The 16,682-nt window shown below is 55.2% G+C and carries 14 protein-coding genes; 12 read left to right on the forward strand and 2 right to left on the reverse strand.

Annotated elements, in window-relative coordinates:
- Nucleotides 1-52: 52 nt before the first annotated feature.
- Nucleotides 53-2,734, reverse strand: coding sequence for a bifunctional uridylyltransferase/uridylyl-removing protein GlnD (gene glnD / locus CVE23_RS05365; RefSeq protein WP_100849055.1), 2,682 nt, complete (start codon nt 2,732-2,734; stop codon nt 53-55).
- Nucleotides 2,735-2,786: 52 nt separating this feature from the next.
- The gene (gene map, locus CVE23_RS05370) at nt 2,787-3,581 is read right to left on the reverse strand and encodes a type I methionyl aminopeptidase (RefSeq protein WP_038918081.1); all 795 of its coding nucleotides are present in this window, start codon (nt 3,579-3,581) and stop codon (nt 2,787-2,789) included.
- Nucleotides 3,582-3,945: 364 nt separating this feature from the next.
- Here map and rpsB point away from each other — a divergent pair, with 364 nt between their 5' ends.
- From rpsB to fabZ, 12 genes are all read left to right on the forward strand, one after another.
- On the forward strand, nt 3,946-4,671 hold the full coding sequence (gene rpsB / locus CVE23_RS05375) for a 30S ribosomal protein S2 (RefSeq protein WP_033569777.1): 726 nt from the start codon (nt 3,946-3,948) through the stop codon (nt 4,669-4,671).
- Between the two features lie 125 nt (nt 4,672-4,796).
- A complete protein-coding gene (tsf, locus tag CVE23_RS05380; RefSeq protein WP_100849056.1) occupies nt 4,797-5,654 on the forward strand; it encodes a translation elongation factor Ts in 858 nt (285 codons plus the stop codon).
- Between the two features lie 169 nt (nt 5,655-5,823).
- Nucleotides 5,824-6,555, forward strand: a complete 732-nt coding sequence (pyrH, locus tag CVE23_RS05385; RefSeq protein ID WP_013316752.1) for a UMP kinase — start codon at nt 5,824-5,826, stop codon at nt 6,553-6,555.
- Between the two features lie 266 nt (nt 6,556-6,821).
- A complete protein-coding gene (frr, locus tag CVE23_RS05395) occupies nt 6,822-7,379 on the forward strand; it encodes a ribosome recycling factor (protein ID WP_024104878.1) in 558 nt (185 codons plus the stop codon).
- Between the two features lie 199 nt (nt 7,380-7,578).
- Nucleotides 7,579-8,772, forward strand: a complete 1,194-nt coding sequence (gene ispC / locus CVE23_RS05400) for a 1-deoxy-D-xylulose-5-phosphate reductoisomerase (protein ID WP_038918083.1) — start codon at nt 7,579-7,581, stop codon at nt 8,770-8,772.
- 181 nt (nt 8,773-8,953) lie between these two features.
- On the forward strand, nt 8,954-9,715 hold the full coding sequence (ispU, locus tag CVE23_RS05405) for a (2E,6E)-farnesyl-diphosphate-specific ditrans,polycis-undecaprenyl-diphosphate synthase (RefSeq protein WP_038918085.1): 762 nt from the start codon (nt 8,954-8,956) through the stop codon (nt 9,713-9,715).
- Between the two features lie 9 nt (nt 9,716-9,724).
- On the forward strand, nt 9,725-10,582 hold the full coding sequence (gene cdsA / locus CVE23_RS05410; RefSeq protein WP_038918086.1) for a phosphatidate cytidylyltransferase: 858 nt from the start codon (nt 9,725-9,727) through the stop codon (nt 10,580-10,582).
- 21 nt (nt 10,583-10,603) lie between these two features.
- On the forward strand, nt 10,604-11,959 hold the full coding sequence (rseP, locus tag CVE23_RS05415) for a sigma E protease regulator RseP (protein WP_038918087.1): 1,356 nt from the start codon (nt 10,604-10,606) through the stop codon (nt 11,957-11,959).
- Nucleotides 11,960-11,993: 34 nt separating this feature from the next.
- Nucleotides 11,994-14,411 (forward strand): outer membrane protein assembly factor BamA, encoded by a 2,418-nt coding sequence (gene bamA, locus CVE23_RS05420; RefSeq protein WP_038918088.1) that lies wholly within the window; start codon nt 11,994-11,996, stop codon nt 14,409-14,411.
- A gap of 139 nt (nt 14,412-14,550) precedes the next feature.
- Nucleotides 14,551-15,048, forward strand: coding sequence for a molecular chaperone Skp (skp, locus tag CVE23_RS05425; RefSeq protein ID WP_024104884.1), 498 nt, complete (start codon nt 14,551-14,553; stop codon nt 15,046-15,048).
- A 3-nt stretch (nt 15,049-15,051) separates the two neighbouring features.
- Complete coding sequence (gene lpxD / locus CVE23_RS05430; protein WP_038918089.1) at nt 15,052-16,074, forward strand: UDP-3-O-(3-hydroxymyristoyl)glucosamine N-acyltransferase; 1,023 nt, start codon at nt 15,052-15,054, stop codon at nt 16,072-16,074.
- Between the two features lie 149 nt (nt 16,075-16,223).
- The gene (gene fabZ / locus CVE23_RS05435) at nt 16,224-16,679 is read left to right on the forward strand and encodes a 3-hydroxyacyl-ACP dehydratase FabZ (protein WP_013316761.1); all 456 of its coding nucleotides are present in this window, start codon (nt 16,224-16,226) and stop codon (nt 16,677-16,679) included.
- Nucleotides 16,680-16,682 lie beyond the last annotated feature (3 nt).

Below are 16,682 nucleotides of genomic sequence, written 5' to 3' on the forward strand. Positions count from 1 at the left end.
CGTGATTAATCAAACCAGGCCGCGCGCCGCCATGCGGGACGCGGCTTAACATTTAAGAAGCTACTTTATCGTTTGGGTCGAGGGCTTCTGTCAACCGTTGTTGCAACTTAAGCCGTAATTCGGGGCTTAATGCCCGTCTTTCGCTATCTGCCAGAATAAACAGGTCTTCTACTCGTTCGCCGATGGTGGAAATACGGGCGCCGTGCAGCGACAGATTAAGGTCGGCGAACACTTCGCCCACCCGCGCCAACAGGCCGGGTTGGTCGAGCGCGATTAGCTCCATATAACTGCGCCGGTCGTTATGCGTCGGCAGAAAACCGACTTCCGTCGGCACGCTAAAGTGGCGCAGGCGGGAGGAGGGCCGACGTGCTCTCGGATGCTGGTAATCCCGTTGGGTCAGCGCCTGCTCGATGGCGTGGCGGATCATCTCGTGACGATCCGGCGCCAGCGGGCTGCCGTCCGGCTCCAGTACGATAAAGGTGTCCATTGCCATACCGTCGCGGCTGGTGAAGATCTGGGCGTCGTGTACGCTCAGGTTACGCCTGTCCAGTTCACCGGCGACCGCGGCGAACAGGTAAGGGCGGTCCGGACTCCAGATAAAAATTTCGGTGCCGCCGCGACTGGCCTGGTGGCTGATCAGCACCATCGGTTTACTGACGTCATGCTCCAGCAGATGGCGGGCGTGCCAGGCCAATTGATTCGGGGAATGGCGCAGGAAGTAGTCGGCGCGGCAGCGGCTCCAGATGTGGTGCAGCGCTTCCTCGTCGATATTGTCCATGCGCAACAGCGCCAGCGCCTGCAAACGGTGATGGCGCACCCGTTCGCGCAGGTCCGGCGAGTTCTGCATGCCGCGGCGCAGCTGCTTCTCGGTGGCGAAATACAATTCGCGCAGCAGGCTCTGTTTCCAGCTGTTCCACAGCGTCTCATTGGTGGCGCAGATATCCGCTACGGTCAGATTCAGCAGGTAGCGCAACCGGGTTTCGCTCTGCACCTGTTCGGCGAATTGCTGGATTACCGCCGGATCCTGAATGTCGCGGCGTTGCGCGGTGACCGACATCAACAGATGACAGCGCACCAGCCAGGCGACCAACTGGGTTTCTCGTGAATTCAACCCGTGCAGCGCGGCGAACTCCAGCGCGTCCTTGGCGCCCAGTTCCGAGTGGTCGCCGCCGCGTCCTTTGGCGATGTCGTGGAACAAGGCGGCCAGCAGCAACAGTTCCGGCTGCGGCAGTCGCGGATATAGCTCCACGCACAGCGGATGCGCCGCGCGAGTGGCCTCTTCGGTAAAACTTTCCAGTTTCAGCAGCACCCGAATGGTGTGCTCATCCACGGTATAGGCGTGGAACAGGTCAAATTGCATCTGCCCGACGATGTTGCCCCACAGCGGCATATAGGCCCACAGCACGCTGTGGGTGTGCATCGGCAGCAACGCCCGGCTGACGGCGCGCGGGTGGCGCAGAATGTTCATGAACAGGCTGCGCGCTTCAGGAATAGTGCACAGCGGCTGGCTCAGATGCCGGCGCGCATGGCGCAGATGCCGCAGGGTTGTTGAATAGATGCCGCTGATTTCCTGATTGCGCACCATCAGGTAGAACATGCGGATAATGGCTTCGGGCTTGCGCTCGAACAGGGTTTCGTCACGCAGGTCGATAAGCTGGCCGCGCAACTGGAATTCCTCGTCCAGCGGACGGGGTTTCTCGCTGGCATCCAGCGCCAGGATGGCTTCGTCAAACAGTTGCAGCAGCATCTGATTCAGTTCGCCCACCCGACGCGTCATACGGTAGAAGTCTTTCATCATGTGTTCTACCGGCGCGTTGCCTTCGCCCTGATATTGCAGCAGTTGCGCCACGTTGAGCTGGCGGTCGAACAACAGGCGGTTATCGTAACGGGGCAGGATCAAATGCAGCGCGAAGCGAATGCGCCACAGAAAACTCTGGCACTCATTCAGTTCGTTGCGTTCAGCTTCGGTCAGAAAACCGAATCCGACCATTTCGTTGAGCGACGTGGCGCCAAAATGACGACGGGCGACCCACAGCAGAGTGTGGATATCCCGCAGTCCGCCGGGGCTGCTCTTGATATCCGGCTCCAGATTGTAGCTGGTGCTGTGGTAGCGCTGGTGGCGTTCCCGCTGCTCGGCGATCTTGGCGGGAAAGAAGGTTTCCGATGGCCAGAACGCGTCGCTGAAAATGTGTTTTTGCAGCATCAGGAACAACGCGACGTCCCCGCAAATCATGCGGGATTCGATCAGGTTGGTGGCGACGGAAATATCCGCCCGGCCTTCTTCCAGACATTCGTCCAGCGTGCGCACGCTGTGGCCGACTTCCAGCCGCAAGTCCCACAGCAACGTGATAAAGGTGCCGATAGTCTGTGACTGAGCGTCCGTCAGCTTGTGCTGGCTCAGGACCAGCAGGTCAATGTCCGACAGCGGGTGCAATTCTCCGCGCCCGTAGCCGCCTACCGCTACCAGCGCGGTTTGCGGCGCGCTCTCAAAACCGTAAAAGCGCCATAGTCGTTGCATCAGGTGATCGATAAACAGCGTGCGGGCATCGATCAACGCTTCCGCGCTGACACCGGCTTTGAACTCCTCCGCCAGCCAGCTCTGGAACTGTTCCAGATGGGTTTTCAGCGTCTGACATTTCAGCATGTCGTCCGTGAAGGTAAGGGGAGAAGCCGGTGCCGGATGAACCGTGGTGGTGGAACCGGGGATATCGTGCGGAAGGTCTCTGTCGATCATGTTGCGCCACCATAAACATAAAAAAAGCCGGCATCAGCCGGCTTATGCTCAATTATTCCTGATGCGTGATGATGTTGGGGATGGTGTCATCCTTACGCAACGTCATTATTTCGCAGCCGTTTTCAGTCACCACAATAGTATGCTCGTATTGCGCCGACAAGCTGCGATCCTTGGTTTTTACCGTCCAGCCGTCTTTCATGGTGCGGATACGGTAATCGCCGGCGTTGACCATCGGTTCCACGGTAAACGCCATGCCCGGCTGCAGCACCACGCCGCCGTCGTCGGCGTCATAGTGCAGCACCTGCGGCTCTTCGTGGAAACCACGGCCGATGCCATGACCGCAGTACTCGCGCACCACGGAGAAATCCTGCGCTTCCACGAATTTCTGGATTTCGCGGCCCAGCGTGCGCAACCGGACGCCCGGTTTAATCATCCGCAGCGCCAGATACAGACTTTCCTGCGTCACCTTGCACAGGCGCTCCCCCAGAATGGTCGGTTTGCCGACAATGAACATTTTGGAGGTGTCGCCGTGAAAATCGTCTTTGATCACCGTGACGTCGATGTTGACGATATCGCCGTCTTTGAGGATTTTCTCGTCGCTCGGAATGCCGTGGCACACCACTTCGTTAACGGAGATGCAGACGGATTTCGGGAAGCCGTGGTAGCCGAGGCTGGCGGAAATCGCGTTTTGCTTGTTGGTGATGTGATCATGACAGATTCGGTCCAGCTCGCCGGTGCTTACGCCTGGAACCACGTGCGGCTCGATGATTTCCAGCACTTCCGCCGCCAGGCGGCCGGCCACACGCATTTTTTCGATATCTTCAGAGGTTTTGATTGAGATTGCCATTGAATTCAGTCCACAGGTATCGCCTTTTCCGGCGAAAGAGGGTCGGTAAATAGTGATTTATGGTATCAGCCCAGCCTGACACTGCCAAATCATCATTCCGTCACGAAGCTGTCATCCGGGGCTTGGGGCGTCACGGTAGAATGCAACAAAAGTTGGTGTCCGGGGGCGGTTTATGGTATAAAGCGCGCCGGTGATCCGGCTGGCGTTCAGGCAACTGAATACCGACTGGTTCAAACTGAACTCACTATGTGTATAACACACACGTGTCGACACATTCGCCGGGGTGCCAGAATGGTTTTCCATTCAGGTCGGCGCAATGGGACACGTGGAGGCATAACCCCATACTTAATCTACAGAGGTAATCATGGCAACTGTTTCCATGCGCGACATGCTCAAGGCGGGCGTACACTTTGGTCACCAGACTCGTTACTGGAACCCGAAAATGAAACCGTTCATCTTCGGTGCACGCAACAAAGTTCACATCATCAACCTTGAGAAAACTGTACCGATGTTCAACGAAGCCCTGGCTGAGCTGAGCAAAATTTCTTCCCGCAAGGGCAAGATCCTGTTTGTCGGTACTAAACGCGCAGCAAGCGAAGCGGTAAAAGAAGCTGCTACCGGTTGCGACCAGTTCTTCGTGAACCATCGCTGGCTGGGCGGTATGCTGACTAACTGGAAAACCGTTCGTCAGTCCATCAAACGTTTGAAAGATCTGGAAACTCAGGCTCAGGACGGCACGTTCGACAAGCTGACCAAGAAAGAAGCGCTGCTGCGCACCCGTGAACTGGACAAGCTGGAAAACAGCCTGGGCGGTATCAAAGACATGGGCGGTCTGCCTGACGCGCTGTTCGTTATCGACGCCGATCACGAACACATTGCTATCAAAGAAGCAAACAACCTGGGTATCCCGGTATTTGCAATTGTTGATACCAACTCCGATCCGGATGGCGTTGACTACATCATCCCTGGTAACGACGACGCCATCCGTGCAGTAACCCTGTACCTGAGCGCTGTTGCCGCCTCTGTCCGTGAAGGCCGTTCTCAGGATCTGGCTGAACAGGCAGAAGAGAGCTTCGTCGAAGCTGAATAATAAGGCCAGCTCTGTTGAGCCCTTATTAACCAGGTATTGACATATGTTGGTTAGGGGGCCTTGTCAGGCCCCCTTTTTACTTATCTCTTACTTATCTCCCCCACGAGATAACCGAGGAAAAGATAATGGCTGAAATTACCGCTGCCCTGGTAAAAGAACTGCGCGAACGTACCGGCGCAGGCATGATGGAATGTAAAAAAGCTCTGGTTGAAGCCAATGGCGACATCGAGCTGGCAATCGACAACATGCGTAAATCCGGCCAGGCTAAAGCTGCGAAAAAAGCAGGTCGCGTTGCTGCTGAAGGCGTGATCCTGACCAAAATTGCCGCTGACGGCAAATACGGCGTCATCGTTGAACTGAACTGCGAAACTGACTTCGTAGCAAAAGACGCCGGCTTCAAAGCGTTTGGCGAAGAAGTTATCGCCGCTGCGCTGAACGAACGCATCACTGATGTTGAAGTTCTGAAAGCGAAATTCGAAGAACAGCGCACCGCGCTGGTAGCGAAAATCGGTGAAAACATCAACATCCGTCGTATCGCCGTTCAGACTGGCGACGCGCTGGGTTCTTACATGCACGGCGCTCGTATCGGCGTTATGGTTGCCGCTACCGGTGCCGACGAAGAGCTGATCAAGCACGTTGCCATGCACATCGCCGCCAGCAAACCGGAATACGTTAATGCTGAAGACGTGCCGGCTGACGTCGTTGCCCGCGAGCATCAGATCCAGCTGGACATCGCCATGCAGTCCGGCAAGCCGCGCGAAATCGCTGAAAAAATGGTTGAAGGCCGCATGCGTAAGTTCACCGGCGAGATCTCTCTGACCGGTCAGAACTTCGTAATGGACCCGAACAAAACCGTTGGCCAGTTGCTGAAAGAGCACAATGCCTCCGTGAGCAGCTTCATCCGCTACGAAGTGGGTGAAGGCATCGAGAAAGCTGAAGTTGACTTTGCTGCCGAAGTCGCAGCAATGAGCAAGCAGTCTTAATAAAAAAGGAGCCGCCAGTTGGCGGTTCCTTTTTATCCAGCCAAACTATTCGCGATACCTGTAATTCGTGATACAAGCAATTTCATGGCATCTGGCCCCTATCGATGGTGTGCCGGGTGTGGCAGTAATAACCCCCAGTACGATGACAGCCTGTTAGGACAAGAACACCATGGCAACCAACGCAAAACCCGTATATCAACGTATCCTGCTGAAGCTGAGTGGCGAAGCGCTGCAGGGAGCTGAAGGTTTCGGTATCGATGCGAGCATCCTCGATCGCATGGCCCAGGAAGTGAAGGAACTGGTTGAGTTGGGCATTCAGGTCGGTGTAGTGATCGGCGGCGGCAACCTGTTCCGCGGCGCTGGTCTGGCCAAAGCAGGCATGAACCGTGTGGTGGGTGATCATATGGGGATGTTGGCTACCGTCATGAACGGTCTGGCGATGCGTGATTCGCTGCATCGTGCTTATGTCAACGCCCGCCTGATGTCGGCCATTCCGCTCAATGGCGTGTGCGATAACTACAGCTGGGCTGAAGCCATCAGCCTGCTGCGCAACAACCGCGTGGTGATTTTCTCCGCCGGTACCGGCAACCCCTTCTTCACCACCGACTCCGCTGCTTGCCTGCGCGGGATTGAAATCGAAGCTGATGTCGTACTGAAAGCCACCAAAGTGGATGGCGTATTTTCGGCTGACCCGGTTAAAGATCCCAATGCGACGCTCTACGAATCGTTGAGCTATCAGGAAGTGCTGGAGCGCGAACTTAAAGTGATGGATCTGGCGGCCTTTACGCTGGCGCGTGACCACAACCTGCCGATCCGGGTGTTCAATATGAATAAGCCGGGGGCGCTGCGTCGCGTCGTCATGGGCGAAAAAGAAGGGACGTTGATCAGTAATAACGGCTGACGTCTAATTTAAGGTAATATCTTGTTTTGGTGATATGCCCAAATAATTCGAGTTGCAGGAAGGCAGCAAGAGAGAGAATCCCGATGAGCTTACTCAGGTAAGTGATTCGGGTGAACGAACGCAGCCAACACACCTGCAACTTGAAATATGACGGGTATACAAGATTGCGCCATACATCGCCAGCCTGCCGCTGGTAATCAATGATTCGCTGGGTCATGCAAGCCGCGCGTGACCTGACTGGCAACCAGTTTTCAAGGGTTCACAACGTGATTAATGAAATCAGAAAAGACGCTGAAACGCGCATGGACAAATGCGTAGAAGCTTTCAAGAACCAGATCAGCAAAGTGCGTACTGGCCGCGCGTCCCCCAGTCTTCTGGACGGCATTCATGTGGAATATTACGGTAGCGCAACCCCGTTACGCCAGTTAGCCAACATCGTGGTGGAAGACACGCGTACGCTGGCCGTCACCGTATTTGACCGGACGTTGGGCCCGGCGGTGGAAAAAGCCATCATGGCATCCGATCTGGGTCTTAACCCGATGTCCGCCGGTACGGTTATCCGCGTTCCGCTGCCGCCGCTGACGGAAGAACGTCGTAAAGACCTGATCAAGGTGGTGCGCGGCGAAGCCGAGCAGAGCCGAGTGGCGGTACGTAACGTTCGCCGTGATGCCAACGACAAGCTGAAGGCGCAACTGAAAGATAAGACCATCAGCGAAGATGATGAACGCCGTTCTCAGGACGACGTTCAGAAGCTCACTGACAGCTTTATCAAGAAGATCGATGCCGTTCTGGCCGAGAAAGAAAAAGAACTGATGGATTTCTAATCCGTCAGTCAGGCACAGCGCCGCGGCAGGTGCAGGGTCAGGCCCGCGCCTCCTGCGGCGTTTTGTTTTTCAGCTTTTGGATGCGGGATGTTTTGCGTAACGCCGCGCATTTTCACGCCAGCCTTATCGACAGGCCGGCGCTGACGTTACAGACTGGCACCACGCCTGTTATCAAACCCAGTTTTATCAGGTCATATTCATGAAGCAACTGACAATCCTCGGTTCCACCGGTTCTATTGGCGTCAGTTCCCTGGCCGTGGTCAGGGCCAATCCAGACAAATTTTCGATAACGGCACTGGTTGCCGGACGCAATGTTTCCCTGATGGCGGAACAGTGCCTGGAGTTTTGCCCGGCATACGCCTCAATGGCAGACGAAGACGCTGCGCGTGAACTCCGCATCCGCTTAAACGAAGCCGGTAGTCGGACAACCGTGCTGTCAGGCGAGAAGGCTGCCTGTGAGCTGGCGGCGCTGGACGAGGTCGATCAGGTGATGGCGGCGATTGTTGGCGCAGCCGGTTTGTTGCCGGCATTGTCGGCGATTCGCGCCGGCAAGCAGGTGCTGCTGGCCAATAAAGAATCTCTGGTGACCTGCGGCCGTCTGTTTATGGACGAGGTTTCGAAGAACGGGGCGCAACTGTTGCCGGTTGATAGTGAACACAGCGCCATTTTTCAGAGTTTACCTGAGCCAATCCAACGGCAACTGGGATATGCTTCCCTGAAGCAATACGGGGTTGAGCGGGTTGTGCTGACCGGTTCAGGTGGGCCATTCCGCGAGATTCCGTTTGCCGCATTGGATTGCGTCACCCCTGATCAGGCGTGCGCCCATCCAAACTGGTCTATGGGGCGAAAAATTTCGGTGGATTCCGCCACCATGATGAATAAGGGACTGGAATATATCGAGGCGCGCTGGCTGTTTAACGCCTCGGAAGCACAGATGGAAGTGGTTATCCATCCCCAATCAGTCATCCATTCCATGGTGCGTTACCGGGATGGCAGTGTGATGGCGCAGTTGGGAACGCCCGATATGCGAACCCCCATAGCCTATGCGATGGCCTACCCCGATCGCGTTTTTTCCGGCGCGCCGGCGCTTGATTTCTGCCAGTTAGGGGCTTTGACCTTCTCTGCGCCGGATTTCCAGCGGTACCCTTGTCTGCGTCTGGCGATCGACGCATGCAATCAGGGGCAAGCCGCTACGACGGCACTCAATGCGGCAAATGAAATTGCGGTTGCGGCATTTTTACAATCCGGTATTCGTTTTACCGATATCGCCGCAGTCAATCAGAGCGTGATGGAACAGTTGACATTACCTGAACCGCAAAGCGTTGATGATGTATTGTCTATCGATACCTGGGCAAGACAAGCCGCAGAAAATGTATTGCGGCGTTATCAGTAACCTTACGCTGGTGTGTTTGTTCACATGCGCCTGAAATGGTATAGTCTGCGCCGCTTGATGCAGGTGGTTATTAATAAAAGCCACGGTGATGGAAAGCTGTGTGTTCACAGCTTTTTTTATGCTGTCAGGTTTGGCGCGACTGGAATAATCATTTTCTTGCTCGAGGAAATCAATACACGCTATGCCCTCCGAAAATCAACAAGGTAGTCAGAAGTTGTTACCTAACGGTCCGCGCCATGTAGCGATAATCATGGATGGCAATGGCCGCTGGGCTAAACAGAGGGGAAAGCTGCGGATCTTCGGTCATCAGGCGGGAGTGAAGTCAGTACGCCGTGCGATCAGTTATGCGGTCGGCCAGAACCTTGAAGCACTGACGCTGTATGCGTTCAGCAGCGAAAACTGGAATCGTCCGGCGCAGGAGGTTTCTGCGCTGATGGAACTGTTTGTGCGCGTGCTGGATAGCGAAGTCAAGAATTTGCACAAGCACAATGTCCGTCTGAGAGTCATCGGTGATATCAGTCGCTTCAGTAGTCGATTGCAGGGACTTATTCGCCGCTCAGAGGCCGTGACGGAAAATAATACTGGTCTCACTCTGAATATTGCCGCGAATTATGGCGGGCGTTGGGATATTATCCACGGGGTCAGAAAAATCGCCGAACAGGTTCAGGAAGGGTTGCTGCGTCCTGATACCATTGACGAGTCGACTCTGAGTCGCTACATGTGCTTGAACGATCTGGCTCCGGTTGATCTGCTAATAAGAACCAGTGGAGAACATCGCATCAGCAATTTCCTGCTGTGGCAGATTGCGTATGCAGAACTCTATTTTACCGATGTTCTCTGGCCGGATTTTGACGAACAAACCTTTGAAGGTGCCATTCATGCCTTTGCTCAACGTGAGCGTCGCTTTGGGGGAACCACACCTGACGATGCGGGTGCATCGTAGGGGGTATTTTTGCTGAAGTATCGCCTGATTACTGCGCTGGTTCTTATTCCTTTGGTTATTGCGGCGCTTTTTTTCCTGCCGCCGTTGGTTTTCTCTCTGGTAACGCTGGCTGTCTGTATGCTGGCCGCCTGGGAGTGGGGTCAACTGGCTGGTCTGGTTTCTTACACACAGCGAATCTGGCTTTCCATCGCCTGCGGTTTCGTGCTGGCGGCGATGCTGCTGACTCTGCCTGATTATCATTATTCCGTTGCGCTTGTACCGGTTTGCCTTTCGCTATGGCTCTCCCTTGCCTGGTGGGGCGTGGCGTTGCTGATGGTCCTGTTTTATCCGTCTTCCGCTGCGGTGTGGCGTCATTCCCGCGTACTGCGTCTGTGTTTCGGCCTGTTGACCATTGTGCCTTTTTTCTGGGGGATGGTGGCGCTGCGCCAGTTCGAATATGAAACCAACCCTTTTAGCGGCGCCTGGTGGTTGCTGTATGTGATGGTGCTGGTTTGGGGCGCCGATAGCGGCGCCTACCTGTTTGGCAAACTGTTCGGCCGGCATAAGCTGGCGCCGAAAGTCTCGCCGGGAAAAACCTGGGAGGGATTTATCGGCGGGCTGGCAACGTCGGCGGTGATTGCGTTACTGTTTAGCCACTATGCGCCATTGTCTGTTTCTACCTTTACCTTGCTGGTTTGCTCCGTAGTAGCGACGCTGGCTTCGGTATTGGGCGATCTGACTGAGAGCATGTTCAAGCGTGAGGCCGGCATCAAGGACAGCAGTCATCTGATTCCGGGTCACGGTGGGGTACTGGATCGTATTGACAGCCTGACCGCAGCCATTCCGGTATTTGCCTGCCTGATGCTGCTGCTGTTCAAGGCCGTTTAGGAATACAGGTAGAGTCTGTTTATGCTGAATATTCTCTGGAGCCTGGCCGCATTTATCGTCGCACTCGGTGTGCTGATCACCGTGCACGAATTTGGGCATTTCTGGGTTGCCCGCCGTTGCGGCGTTCGCGTCGAACGTTTCTCCATCGGTTTCGGCAAGGCGCTGTGGCGTCGCCGTGATCGTCAGGGAACCGAGTATGTGATCGCGCTGATTCCGTTGGGCGGCTATGTGAAAATGCTGGATGGTCGGGTCGATGAGGTGCCTGCGGGGCTTGAGCACCAGGCATTCAATCATAAGACCGTCTGGCAACGGGCGGCGATTGTCAGCGCCGGACCGATCGCGAACTTCATTTTCGCCGTTATCGCCTATTGGTTGGTGTTCATTATTGGCGTGCCGGGCGTCCGCCCGGTGGTTGGCGAGGTTTTACCCGGTTCGATTGCCGCACAGGCCCAAATTTCGCCGGGGATGGAACTAAAGTCGATTGATGGCATCGAAACGCCTGACTGGGATAGCGCGCGTTTGGCCCTGATTGGCAAGATTGGCGAACCTGACGTGGTGATTGAAACCGCGCCGCTGGGCGTCGCCAGAACCGAGAGTAAGCGGCTTGAACTGCAAGACTGGCATTTCGATCCGGAAAGGCAGGATCCGGCGGTATCGCTGGGGATTGTGCCCAAAGGACCGCAGGTCGAAGCGGTACTGACGCAGGTTCAGCCGCGTTCCGCGGCTGAAAAAGCGGGTTTGCAAGTCGGGGACAGGATCGTTAAAGTCGATGGTCAGCTGTTGGCTCGTTGGCAGCAGTTTGTCATTGCCGTGCGTGATAACCCAGGCAAACCGATTACGCTGGAGGTGGAAAGAGGCGGTGACTCGCTGTCCGTTGCTCTGACGCCTGATAGCAAAACGGTGGGGAAGAACCGGCTGGAAGGGTTTGCCGGTGTAGTGCCGAAAGTCACCCCTTTGCCTGATGAGTACAAGACCGTGCGCCAGTATGGGCCGTTCAGCGCCATCTATGAAGCCGGGAATAAAACCTGGCTGTTGATGAAACTGACAGTCAGTATGCTGGGTAAGCTGATTACCGGTGACGTGAAGCTGAATAATCTGAGCGGCCCGATCTCCATCGCGCAGGGAGCAGGCATGTCAGCAGACTACGGATTGGTGTATTACCTGATGTTTTTGGCGTTGATCAGCGTCAACCTGGGGATTATCAATCTGTTCCCGCTGCCAGTACTGGATGGTGGTCATCTGCTCTTTCTGGCGATTGAAAAGCTGAAGGGCGGACCGGTTTCCGAGCGTGTGCAGGACGTTAGCTATCGCATTGGCACGGTGTTGCTGATGATGTTAATGGGACTCGCACTTTTCAATGATTTCTCCCGCCTTTAGGTGTGGAACAGGTTAGGAAAAACGCATAACAACGATGGCGATGAAAAAGTTGCTCATAGCGTCGCTGCTGTTTAGCAGCGCCACCGTATACGGTGCAGACGGGTTCGTAGTGAAAGATATTCATTTCGAGGGCCTGCAGCGGGTTGCCGTCGGTGCGGCATTGCTCAGCATGCCTGTCCGGGTGGGAGATTCCGTCACTGACGAGGATATCGGTAACACCATTCGGGCTTTGTTTGCGACCGGAAACTTCGAAGATGTCCGTGTCCTGCGCGATGGGGATTCACTGCTGATTCAGGTCAAGGAGCGTCCGACGATTGCCAGCCTGACCTTCTCCGGCAACAAGGCGGTGAAAGAGGAGATGCTCAAAGAGAATCTTGAGGCCTCCGGTGTTCGCGTCGGTGAGGCGCTGGACCGCACCACCTTGTCCAACATCGAAAAAGGACTGGAAGATTTCTACTACAGCGTAGGTAAATACAGCGCCACGGTGAAAGCCGTCGTGACGCCGCTGCCCCGCAATCGCGTCGACCTCAAACTGGTGTTTACCGAAGGGGTATCCGCCAAGATCCAGCAAATCAACATCGTCGGCAACAAGTCCTTCAGCTCTGATGAATTGATTTCCCGCTTCCAGTTACGTGACGAAGTGCCGTGGTGGAACGTGGTCGGTGATCGCAAATACGAGAAGCAGAAACTTTCCGGCGACCTGGAAACCCTGCGCAGTTTTTATCTCGACCGCGGTTATGCGCGCTTCAATATCGATTCCACCCAGGTCAGCCTGACGCCTGACAAGAAAGGCATCTACATCACCGTCAACATCACCGAAGGCGATCAGTACAAGCTCTCCGGCGTGGTGGTGCGCGGTAATCTGGTTGGTCATGCCACCGAAATCGAAGATTTGACCCGCGTCCAGCCGGGCGAGCTGTATAACGGCACCAAAGTGACCCGGATGGAAGAGGACATCAAAAAACTGCTGGGACGTTATGGCTATGCCTATCCCCGCGTGGTGACCCAGCCGGAAATCAACGATAGCGACAAGACCGTGCGCCTGAACATCAACGTGGATGCCGGCAACCGCTTCACCGTACGCCGCATTCGCTTTGACGGCAACGATGTTTCCAAAGACTCCGTACTGCGCCGCGAAATGCGTCAGATGGAAGGCGGCTGGCTCGGCAACGATCTGGTGCAGCAGGGTAAAGAACGACTGAACCGCCTTGGCTATTTCGAAAGTGTGGATGTTGAGACCCAGCGCGTACCGGGAACGCCTGATCAGGTAGACGTGGTGTACAAGGTCAAGGAGCGTAACACCGGTAGCCTTAACTTCGGTGTCGGTTTCGGTACTGAAAGCGGCATCAGCTTCCAGGCTGGCGTCCAGCAGGACAACTGGCTGGGGACCGGTAACTCGGTTGGCATCAGCGGTACCCGCAACGACTACCAGACCTATGTCGAACTGTCGATGACCGATCCATACTTCACGGTGGATGGCGTCAGCCTCGGCGGCCGTATTTTCTACAACAACTTTAAAGCGTTGGATGCGGACCTGTCCGACTACACCAACCAAAGTTACGGTGCGGGCACGACGCTGGGCTTCCCGATCAACGAAAACAACTCGTTGCGCGTCGGCCTTGATTATGTACACAACTCCCTGTCGGACATGAAGCCGCAGGTGGCGATGTGGCGTTATCTGAACAAAGCCGGCGTGGATCCGGATCCACGTACCACGTCGAGCGCCAGTTTCGATGCCAACGACTTCTTCCTGACGTCTGGCTGGACCTACAATAACCTTGACCGCGGTTACTTCCCGACAGCGGGCAACCGCGCCAACCTGAACGCCAAGGTGACCGTGCCGGGTTCGGACAACGAATACTATAAACTGACCTTCGATTCGGCGAGTTACTTCCCGCTCAGCGAAAACCACAACTGGGTGCTGATGGCGAGAACCAAAGCCGGTTATGCCGATGGTCTGAGTGGTAAGGAAGTGCCGTTCTACGACAACTTCTTTGCGGGCGGCTCTAGTTCGGTGCGTGGTTTCCGCTCCAATACCATCGGTCCGAAAGCGGCCTACTACACCGGGTGCGGTTCAGAGAGCGTGTCGTCTTGCAGCATCGACTCCACTAAAATGAGAGATGCGGTGGGCGGTAACGCAATGGCGGTCGCCAGTGCGGAACTGATCGTGCCGACGCCGTTCATTAGCGACAAGTACTCCAGTTCTATCCGTACATCTTTCTTCGTCGATGCCGGTACTGTGTGGGATACTCACTGGGAAAACACCGCTCAGACGCTGGCGGCCGGCGTGCCGGATTACAGTACGCCTGGTAATATTCGTATGTCTTCAGGTCTTGCTGTGCAATGGATGTCGCCGCTGGGGCCGCTGGTGTTCTCGTATGCCCAGCCGTTTAAGAAATACGATGGGGATCGCTCCGAGCAGTTCCAGTTTAACATCGGTAAGACCTGGTAAGCAGAACTGCCTGGTGTTCGAGGTTGAAAGGAAGATGTACCGGCATCCGGCGGCGGCTTGAGTGTACAGCTTTGCCGCCGATGTCGCGATTACGATAAGCGCGATCAGCGCAGAAATACTTAGGGTGAGGAGTTTCAAAGTGAAAAAGTGGTTGTATGCCGCAGGTTTAGGTTTAACGCTGGCTGTATCTGCCGGCGCCCAGGCTGCCGACAAGATTGCGATTGTCAATGTTTCCAGCATCTTCCAACAGCTGCCGCAGCGTGAAGCAGTGGGCAAACAGCTGGAGAACGAGTTCAAAGGCCGCGCCTCTGAGCTGCAGTCTATGGAACGTGCTCTGCAGGAAAAAATGCAGAAACTGCAGCGTGATGGTTCTACCATGAAAGCCAGCGAACGCTCCAAAATGGAAAGCGACGTGATGGCCCAGCGCGAGCAATTCTCCAGCAAAGCTCAGGCGTTCGATCAGGACAACCGTCGTCGTCAGATGGAAGAGCGCAACAAGATCCTGAGCCGTATTCAGGACGCGGTCAAAGCGGTTGCCACTAAGCAGGGCTATGATGTGGTTATCGACGCTAACGCGGTTGCCTATGCTGACAACGCGAAAGACATTACTGCAGATGTGCTGAAACAGGTTAAATAATTCATGTTTTCAATTCGACTGGACGCCTTGGCTCAACAGTTGGATGCACAATTACACGGTGATGGCGATATCGTCATCACCGCTGTTGCTTCTATGCATTCAGCGCAGGCAGGACAGATTACGTTTTTATCCGATAGCCGCTATCGCGAGCAACTGAGCAGCACTCAGGCTTCCGCCGTGGTGCTGACAGAGGCCGATTTGCCGTTTTGCGACAAGGCCGCTCTGGTAGTAAAGAATCCTTATTTGGCCTATGCGCGTATGGCGCAGTTGATGGATACAACGCCGGCGCCTGCACAGGGGATCGCACCTTCCGCGGTGATTGCTCCTGATGCGCGTTTAGGAGATGGGGTTTCGGTGGGCGCGAATGCTGTTATCGAATCCGGCGTGGAACTGGGTAATGGCGCGATCGTTGGCGCGGGCTGCTTTATCGGCAAGAATGCCCGTATCGGGGCTGGAACCCGGTTATGGGCCAATGTCACGATTTACCATAACGTCGTATTGGGCGAACAGTGCCTGATTCAGTCCGGCGCGGTAATCGGTTCGGATGGATTTGGTTACGCTAATGATCGCGGTAACTGGATCAAAATTCCCCAGCTGGGAACGGTCATCATCGGCGATCGTGTCGAGATTGGCGCCAGTACCACCATCGATCGCGGCGCGCTGGACGATACCATTATTGGTAACGGTGTCATCATTGATAACCAATGTCAGATTGCACACAACGTTGTGATTGGGGACAATACCGCGGTTGCTGGCGGGGTAATCATGGCGGGCAGTCTGAAGATTGGCCGGTACTGCATGATTGGTGGCGCCAGCGTGATCAATGGTCACATGGAGATTTGCGACAAGGTTACAGTCACAGGGATGGGGATGGTCATGCGGCCTATCACTGAGCCGGGCGTTTATTCTTCCGGTATCCCATTGCAGCCGAACAAGGTCTGGCGTAAGACTGCAGCGCTGGTGATGAATATTGACGAGATGAGCAAACGGCTCAAAGCTGTCGAGCGTAAGCTCGAAGAGCGTTAATCGCCCGTATTTGCAACCCTGCGTTTTGGACGCAAGACTGGCGCCGTGTGCGCAATTTTTATTTGCGGCCTGCATGTTGTTCCTCCCTGGTTGGGGAATGTGCAGGCCGTGTTGTTGATGCTATCGTTTTTATTGACAGGAAGAGTATTTTGAATACAGACACGCATACTCTGCATATCGAAGAGATTCTGGATCTACTACCGCACCGCTATCCGTTCTTGCTGGTGGATCGTGTACTGGATTTTGAGAAAGGAAAATTCCTGCGCGCGGTAAAAAATGTCTCTTTTAACGAGCCGTTCTTTCAGGGGCATTTCCCTGGTAAACCGATTTTTCCCGGCGTGCTGATTCTGGAAGCTATGGCTCAGGCTACCGGTATTCTGGCGTTCAAGAGCCTGGGCAAACTGGAACCGGGCGAGCTGTACTATTTCGCCGCTGTAGACGAAGCGCGTTTCAAACGTCCTGTTGCGCCGGGCGATCAGATGATTCTGGAAGTCGAGTTCCTCAAGGAACGCCGCGGTATCGCGCGATTCAAGGGCGTTGCCAAAGTTGATGGTGAAATTGCTTGTGAAGCTGAAATGATGTGCGCTCGTCGTCGGGAGGGCTGATTC

The organism is Dickeya fangzhongdai (genome assembly GCF_002812485.1).
Lineage (GTDB): Bacteria > Pseudomonadota > Gammaproteobacteria > Enterobacterales > Enterobacteriaceae > Dickeya > Dickeya fangzhongdai.